Source organism: Corallococcus sp. AB018 (assembly GCF_003986945.1).
In the GTDB taxonomy this organism is placed as follows: Bacteria; Myxococcota; Myxococcia; order Myxococcales; family Myxococcaceae; genus Corallococcus; species Corallococcus exiguus.
In genome coordinates this window covers 37,966-45,770 of sequence record NZ_RAWR01000055.1, presented here as the reverse complement: position 1 = coordinate 45,770, position 7,805 = coordinate 37,966, and the positions used below count along the sequence as shown (strand labels likewise).

Annotated in this window: 7 protein-coding genes and 1 pseudogene; 5 read left to right on the top strand and 3 right to left on the bottom strand. The window is 68.6% G+C overall.

What is annotated here, in order from left to right:
* From D7Y11_RS14055 to D7Y11_RS14035, 5 genes and pseudogenes are all read left to right on the top strand, one after another.
* A pseudogene (locus D7Y11_RS14055) lies at nt 1-373 on the top strand (PTS mannose transporter subunit IID); the annotation flags it as partial.
* A 59-nt stretch (nt 374-432) separates the two neighbouring features.
* Entirely contained in the window at nt 433-1,185 is a 753-nt protein-coding gene (locus D7Y11_RS14050) for a PTS system mannose/fructose/sorbose family transporter subunit IID (protein ID WP_120561717.1), read from the top strand.
* A gap of 33 nt (nt 1,186-1,218) precedes the next feature.
* Nucleotides 1,219-1,497, top strand: a complete 279-nt coding sequence (locus D7Y11_RS14045) for an HPr family phosphocarrier protein (protein ID WP_120561227.1) — start codon at nt 1,219-1,221, stop codon at nt 1,495-1,497.
* Nucleotides 1,498-1,540: 43 nt separating this feature from the next.
* Nucleotides 1,541-3,352: a phosphoenolpyruvate--protein phosphotransferase gene (gene ptsP / locus D7Y11_RS14040; protein ID WP_120579871.1), complete on the top strand. Its 1,812-nt coding sequence runs from the start codon at nt 1,541-1,543 to the stop codon at nt 3,350-3,352.
* Between the two features lie 94 nt (nt 3,353-3,446).
* On the top strand, nt 3,447-3,779 hold the full coding sequence (locus D7Y11_RS14035) for a hypothetical protein (RefSeq protein WP_120579872.1): 333 nt from the start codon (nt 3,447-3,449) through the stop codon (nt 3,777-3,779).
* Nucleotides 3,780-3,815: 36 nt separating this feature from the next.
* Here D7Y11_RS14035 and D7Y11_RS14030 read toward each other — a convergent pair whose 3' ends face one another.
* From D7Y11_RS14030 to D7Y11_RS14020, 3 genes are all read right to left on the bottom strand, one after another.
* Nucleotides 3,816-4,352, bottom strand: a complete 537-nt coding sequence (locus D7Y11_RS14030) for an MgtC/SapB family protein (protein WP_233597351.1) — start codon at nt 4,350-4,352, stop codon at nt 3,816-3,818.
* Nucleotides 4,353-4,362: 10 nt separating this feature from the next.
* Complete coding sequence (locus D7Y11_RS14025) at nt 4,363-4,968, bottom strand: MXAN_6521/LA_1396 family lipoprotein (protein ID WP_126933942.1); 606 nt, start codon at nt 4,966-4,968, stop codon at nt 4,363-4,365.
* A gap of 100 nt (nt 4,969-5,068) precedes the next feature.
* Nucleotides 5,069-7,720, bottom strand: a complete 2,652-nt coding sequence (locus D7Y11_RS14020; protein ID WP_121753259.1) for an RND family transporter — start codon at nt 7,718-7,720, stop codon at nt 5,069-5,071.
* Nucleotides 7,721-7,805: the final 85 nt, after the last annotated feature.

Below are 7,805 nucleotides of genomic sequence, written 5' to 3'. Positions count from 1 at the left end.
GCGCAGGCTGGACCGGCTGCTGGAGGGCTACTCCGCCCGGCTGGCGCGCGTGGCGCTGTCGTCCGCGGAGGCCGGCAACCTCAACCGCGCCATGCGGCAGAACCTGTGGGGCATGTGGCCGCACTTCGTGTCCTACGGCGCCATCACCGGCGTGTGCGCGCTGGCCGGCTACTTCCTGGAGCCGCTGATGGTGGCGCTGCCGCACGGGCTGGTGCGGGGCCTGGCGTGGGCGTACCCGGCCATGGCGTCCGTGGCGGCGGCCATCGCCGCGCAGTCCAGCCACGCGAAGCGCGCGCCCCTGTACGCGGGCCTGGCCGCGGCGGCCGTCACCGTGGCGGTGGTGCTGGTGCAGTTGCAGGAGCAGCGGCCTTGAGCACGACGCCCACTCCCGTGCCTTCCGCGCCCGCCGCCGCGCCGGCCTTCACGCCGCCCGTGCGGCTGTCCCGGGGCACGCTGCTTCGCGTGTTCCTGCGCTCGCTCTTCCTCCAGGCGTCGTGGAACCCCAAGGGCATGCAGAACCTGGGGCTCGCGTACGCCGTCTACCCGGCGCTGGCGAAGCTGTACCCGCCGGGTCCGCTGCGCGAGGCGGCGGTGCGCCGGCACCTGGTCTTCTTCAACACGCACCCGTACGTGGCGGCGGCCATCGTGGGCGGCGTGGTGAACCACGAGCAGAAGATTGCCCGGGGGGAAGAGACGCCGGACCGGGTGGTGGGCTTCAAGGCGGCGCTGATGGGGCCGCTCGCGGCGCTGGGGGACGGGTTCTTCTGGCTGTCGCTCAAGCCCGCGGTGGGCGGCCTGTGCGCGGCCATGGTGCCGCTGTTGGGCGTCTGGGCGGTGGCGCTCTTCCTGGTGCTGTACAACCTGGTGCACCTGCTGCTGCGAATCCGGCTGTACTGGCTGGGCCTGAATCTGGGAGACCGGTTGGTGGAGGCCGTGGCGCGGGTGAACCTTCCCGCCAAGGGCGCCCGGCTGAGGGGCGTGGCGGCGGCGAGCGCGGGCGGCCTGGCCGCGTGGCTGGCGTTGAGCTTCGGGGCGACGGCGGGCGGGACCTGGGCGCCGTTCCTGGCGGTGGGGTGCCTGGCGGTGGGCGTGTTGGCGTACGTGCTCGTCAACCGGCGCGTCCCCACCTACGTGGTCCTCTACGTCGCGGCGGGATTGGCCTGCGCGGCGGGTGCCTTTCTGTGAGTACGAACAGTCGAGTGAAGCGGGAGTCGCACGATGGCCAGTGAAGCCGAGGGAACCTTCGAGATCATCAACGCGCTGGGGCTGCACGCCCGGGCCGCGGCGCAGATGGTCAAGGTGGCCAACCGCTTCAAGAGCGAGGTCTTCATCAAGGCCTCCGGACAGCGCGCCAACGCCAAGTCCATCATGGGCGTGCTGATGCTCGCGGCGGCCCAGGGCACCCAGGTGACCCTCACCTGCAAGGGCGAGGACGCCGAGGCCTGCTTGTCCGAATTGAAAAAGCTCATCGAGGACCGGTTTGGCGAAGCGCAGTAAGCGTCAAAAGGGGAGTTAGACTCCCCAAGAGGTCAGGAGAACCGTGAGCAGCCAGGCCACCCCTACACTCAGGCTGTCGGGCATCGGCGCCTCCCCGGGCGTGGCGGTGGGCCACGCCTTCATCCTGGACAGGAAGCGCATCCGCACGCCCAAGCTGCGCCTGGCGGACGCGGAGGTGGAACCCGAGCGGATGCGGATGAAGACCGCCATCGACCTGTCCGACCGCCAGCTGGCGGAGCTGAAGGACCAGATCACGCGCACGGAGGGCAGCGACCACGCCCTCATCCTGGAAGCGCACCGGCTGATGCTCCACGACCCCATGCTCGTGGATGAGGTGAACCGCCTCATCGTGGAGGACCGCATCAACGCGGAGTGGGCGGTGCGGCGCACGGCCCGCAAGATCAAGCACCTCTTCGACAACATCCCGGACGAGTACTTCCGCGAGCGCCGCTCGGACGTGGACTACGTGGCCGACCGCATCATCCGCAACCTGATGGGCCAGGTGGTGGATGAGGACGTGGAGGTGCCCGCGGAGGCCATTGTCGTCGCGCATGACCTGCCGCCCGCGGACGCTGCGATGATGGCTCGCAGCGGCCGCGTGGCGGGCTTCGTCACCGACCTGGGCGGACAAACGAGCCACACCGCCATCGTCGCCCGCGCGCGGGAGACGCCCGCGGTGGTGGGCGCGGGGCGCGCGAGCGAGCAGATTTCGCCGGGCGACCTGGTGGCCATGGATGGCACGCGCGGCGTGGTGCTGGTGAACCCCACGGAGGACCAGCTCGCGCTGTTCCGGGAGGAGCAGCGCCGCTACCTGGAGAGCGAGCAGCTTGCGCTGGCCACGAAGGACCAGCCCGCGGTGAGCACGGACGGCTTCCGCATCCGGCTCAACGGCAACATGGAGTTCCTGGAGGAGATCCCCTCGCTCCTGGCTCACGGCGCGGAGGGCATTGGCCTGTACCGCACGGAGTTCATGTTCCTGGACCGCAAGACGGCGCCCACGGAAGAGGAGCACTACCGCGCCTACAAGCAGGTGCTGGAGGCCATGGGCGGCCGTCCCGTCACCATCCGCACGCTGGACCTGGGCGGCGACAAGGTGCCGGGCAAGACGAAGCACGAGAAGGAACCCAATCCGGCCATGGGCCTGCGGGCCATCCGCTACTGCCTGTCCAACCGGGAGCTGTTCCGCGTCCAGCTGCGCGCCCTGCTGCGCGCGAGCGTGCACGGCAACCTGCGCCTCATGTTCCCGCTCATCTGCGGCGTGAGCGAACTGCGGGAGGCGCGCAGCGAGCTGGAGGCGTGCCGCACGGCGCTGGGGCGTGCGGGAGTGCCGGTGGGCAAGCGCTTCCCGGTGGGCATCATGGTGGAGACGCCCAGCGCGGCGACCATCGCGGACCGGCTGGCACAGGAAGCGGACTTCTTCTCCATCGGGACGAACGACCTCATCCAATACTCGCTGGCCATCGACCGCCAGAACCGCGAGGTCGCGTACCTCTACCGGCCGCTGCACCTGTCGGTGCTGCGCATGCTCCAGGGCATCGTGGACGCGGCGAAGGCCGCCAACATCCCCGTCTCCATGTGCGGCGAGATGGCGGGCGATCCGCTCTTCACCCTGGTGCTCCTGGCGCTGGGCTTCGACGAGCTGTCCATGACGTCCGGGCAGATTCCGGTGGTGAAGCGGATGATGCGCCGGGTGAGCCGGAGCGAAGCGGTGGAGATGCTCCAGGGCGCCATGGAGCTGACCACCGCCGAGGAGATCGAGCGCTTCGTGCGCACGGAGATGGACCGGCGCTTCGGCGGCGGCCAGGAAGGACTGCTGCTGCCGCCGGCGCATGATCCTGAACCTGAGTCCGTGTAGGCCCTGCTCCCTTCGCATGAATGCGAGGGGAGGGGGTCGCCGTTTCCAGGGGGAGTGAGCACGTTCGCCGGACACGAATGCAGGAGGCAGCAGCGTGTTCAAGCCAACGGACATTCAGCGGGGCATGACGGTGCGGGACCGGGACGGCGAAGCGCTCGGTGGCATCGTCGCGGTGGACCCGCGCGGCTTCACCATCGGCACGGGGCGCATCTTCGAGCGGGAATACCCGGTGCGCTTCTCCGACGTCGCGGACCTGGATGAGGACGACGTCTACCTGCGCCAGGACCTGGCCAGCCTCCCGGGCGCCATGCTGGCCGAGGGCGCGCTGGACCTGGATGATGACTCGCGCCACGACATGGGGGACGCGTCGCACCGGCCGGTGGCCTACACGCACGACCTGACGGGCGCGCTGGTGCCCGTGGAATAGGGGGCGGCTGGCGGGTGGCCGCACGCACCCCGCACGTCACTCGGGACGGGACTCCTCTTCACCCGTGGGGGGCCCGTCCTCGCTGTTCTTGCCGTCTGGCGGCTTCCTGTATTGCCCGGCGTGCCGTCCTGTTTCGGGCGACAGCATCCGGGAGATGGGGCGCAGCACCACCAGCGACAAGAGGGCCAGGGCCACGGTGGCGCCGGCCGCCACGTAGAGCCCCAGCCCGCAGGCCAGGCCCACCGAGGCCGTCAACCAGAGGTTCGCCGCCGTGGTGAGCCCTCTCACCGCTTCCCCGTGGCGCAGGATGACGCCCGCGCCCAGGAAGCCGATGCCCACCACAACCTGGCTGGCGATGCGGCTGATGTCCGTCTGCGTGCCGCTGGGGTTCGCGCCCGTCCGGAGCAGCTCCTCCGTGTAGACACTGGAGAGCGTGAAGCAGCACGCCCCCAGCGCCACCAGCGTGTGCGTGCGCAGCCCCGCGGCCTGGTTGCGCGCCTCGCGCTCCACGCCCAGCACGCCGCCCAGCAGCGTGGCCAGCACCAGCCTGCCAATGAGGACCTGAGGTTCCACCCGGGCGACGCTACTCGCCCAGGTCGATCTTCTCGTCCTTGTCCGCGTCGTTCAGTTCGGGATTGGGCAGCGTGTCCAGCGTGGCCACCAGCAGCTTGTAGGACGGCACCACGTAGGGCTCCACGTCCTTGCTCAGCTCCGTCACGTACTGCTCCTTGCGCTCCACGTACTTCTTGTCCTCGGAGTCCCAGCTGCCGCCGGCCTCCGCGGCCCAGACCTCCTCGCCGTCGCGGCAGCGGATGAGCTGCGCCTTCACCGCCACCTCCGCGCCGTCACCCACGCGCTTCACCGTGGGATCCAGCCAGAGCACGCCCTCGATGCCCTCCACGCACTGGTCCTGGAAGGTGAGGTCCGTGCGGCGCTCGGGGAGGGACGTGTTGGCCTTCACGATGTAGTCCCGGTTCTGGTTCAGCCACTGCCGGGCGATGAGGCTCCACAGGTCGCCGATGTACTGCTGGCCCTGCGGGAACGGCTGCGTCACCACCGCCAGCCGCTTCACCTGCTGCCGGTCCACCGTCGCGTAGTCGGCACGCAGCCGCTGGCTCTTCACCGCGCTCGCGCAACCCGTGAGCACCATCAGACCCAGCACCGCGCCCACCCGCTTGAACGTCCCCATGGCTTGAAGCTCCCGAAGAAAAGAACGGCCCCGCGCTTCCCTTCAAGGGAAGGCGGGGCCGAAAGGTCCGGCGCGGATATTAAGCGCTTCCTCCGCGCTGTCAGGCGGCGCGTGTGGAGGACGTGTCACCGCCCGTGGCGGAACCGCCCTCTGGCGAACGTCCCGCGTCCTTCTGCCGCTTGTCGTGCATCAGCTGCATCACCGCCGCCAGCACCGTGAAGGACACCAGCAGCGTGGTGATGAGGCCGATGCAGGCGACGATGCCCATGGAGCGCAGGCCGTTGTGGCTGGCCACCAGCAGCGCCGCGAAGCCCGCCACCGCCGTCAGCGTGGAGGACACCACCGCCGCGCCCACGCTGCGCAGCGCCACCAGCGGGGACGTGCCCTCCAGGAAGCGGTGCAGGAGGTACAGGCCGTGGCTCACGCCGAAGCCCAGGAGGATGGGCAGGATGATGATGTTCATGAAGTTCAGGCGCAGGTCGAACAGCGCCATGAAGCCCATCATCATCGCCAGGCCCACCGTCAGCGGAATCACGGACGCCAGCGCCAGCTTCGCGTTGCGGAAGTCCGCGAAGTGCATCACGAGAATCCACAGCGCGGTGAGGATGACCGTGAGCTTCGCGTCCTTGAGCACCATGCGCGCCAGCGACGCGTACAGCTGCGTGGCGCCCGCGGCGCGGAACTCCTTCTCCACCGGCGCGCCCGTGGGGCCGCCTTCCGTGAACTTGCCCGGCGTCACCATGCCCTTGATGGAGCTGGTCTGGTCCGCGAACTGGAGCATCTGCTTGCCGTCCCACAGGTCCACGCTCGGGTAGATGAACGTGAGGTAGCCGTGGTTCTCCGGGCTCGTGGTGGGCAGGTGGCGGAACTGCGAGGCGTAGATCTCCGGCACCTGGTGCACGTCGAAGGGCCGGGCCTCCAGCATCTTGAAGAACAGGGCCGCCTTCTCCTGCGTCTCCGGCGGCAGCGCCTTCACGTCGATCTCCTTCAGCTCCTCCTGCCACTCCTCCAGGATCTTCGCGTTCGCCTGGGAGATGCCCTCCGGCGGCACGAAGGTGAAGAGGCTCATCACCTGGGAGATGGCGGGGCGCTTCTTCGGGTCCGCCGTCAGCTCCTTGTAGAGGGCCTCCGTCTCCGCCAGGTCCTTGGTGTAGATGGCGAGCGGGTCGCTGGCGATCTTGAAGCGCGCGTTGATTTCATCCTGCAGCACCACGGACGGCTGGTTCGCCGGCATCAGCGCGCGGGTGTTGTAGTTGAAGCGGACTCCGTACGGCAGCCGCGCGAAGAAGCCCGCGTCCGCCGGGGGCTCGCCGCTCTTCCACGGGATGGCCGCTCCGCACACCACCGCGACAATCACGCAGCCCACCGCCAGCACCAGGCCGGGGCGCGGGATGCGCAGCTCCTTGCCGGACGCGTTGGTCGTGGGCGGCGGCTTCATCACGCCGATGAGCTTCTGCGGCAGCTCCGGGTTCCTTCGGCCCGCGATGGCCAGCAGCGCCGGGCACCAGGAGAACAGCGTGAAGCCCAGCATCAGCGTGCCCGTGCCGGCCAGGAAGCCGAACTGGGAGAAGCCTTTGAACTCGCTCACCATCAGCACGTAGAACGAACCCGCCACCACCACCGCGGACACCAGCGCCGGGCGGCCCGCGTTGATGACCGCGTCGCGGATGGCCACGTCGTAGCGCTTGCCCGCGCCCAGCTCCAGGCGCGTGCGGAAGATGAAGTGGATGCCGTAGTCGATGCCGAACCCCATCAGGATGCCGCCCAGGATGGAGGTGATCATGTTGAGCTCACCCAGCGTCGCGTAGGTGAAGCCCAGCGTGTACAGCGTGCCCGCCACCGTGCCGCTCACCACGATGAGCGTGGGCGCCCACTTGCGGAAGAACGCGATGGTGATGGCGAAGATGGCGACGAGCGCGATGATGGTGACCGGCTGGAGCGAGTCCTCGATGGCGTACGAGTCGTCCACCGCCGTCTTGTAGGAACCCGTGAAGCCGTAGGCGACCGTCTTCTTGTCGCCCATCTTGTAGTAGTCCTCCACCAGCTGCACGCCCGCGGGGTTGCTCTTGGAGTACTGCTCCAGGTCCCCGCGCAGCTTGTCCACGTACTGCTTCGTCTGGCCAATCTGGTTGGTGTCCCACATCGGCTTGATGAGGAGCAGGAGCAGCTTGCGGTCCTGGGAGATGTAGTAGTCGTCCGCGATGCTCTTGTTGCCAACGCTGGAGTACTTGTCGACCAGGTCCTGCAGGTCCAGCTTCACCGGCTCCGTCTTCTTGATTTCAATGTAGAAGGGGTTCGCGCGGCGGATCTGATCCTTGAGGAACGCCATGATGCGGCGCTTGCCCTCGGCCAGGTCCTCCGTCTTCACGAACAGCACCATGTTGTTCTGAACGAACTCGACGGGAATCTTGTAGGTGATGGAGCGCGCGTTCTCCTTGTCCTTGCCCACCATCGCGGCCACGTCGTCCGCGACCTTCTTGAGCGTGGCCTCGTCGTCACCGCGGAAGGTGAGCATGAAGAAGCCGCTGCCGCCCACCATGTCGATGACGCGCTTGACGTCCTTCACCTCCTGCAGGTCCTGGGAGATGAGGTCCAGCTGGTTGGAGTTGATGGTCAGCTTCGACGTGCCCCACACCGAAATGCCGAGCAGCAACAGCAGCACGAGCATGACGGTGCCGGGGCGCCGGACCAGCATCTCTGCGTAGGCCAGGGCGAGGCGGGGCGGGGGATGGGAAGAAGGATTGCCGCTCATGGGCGCGGGACCCTAGCGCCGAACGTCCCCGCCCGGAAGCAAAGCCCGGGGTGCCTGTCCGCCCCACCTCCGCGCGAGACAGGGC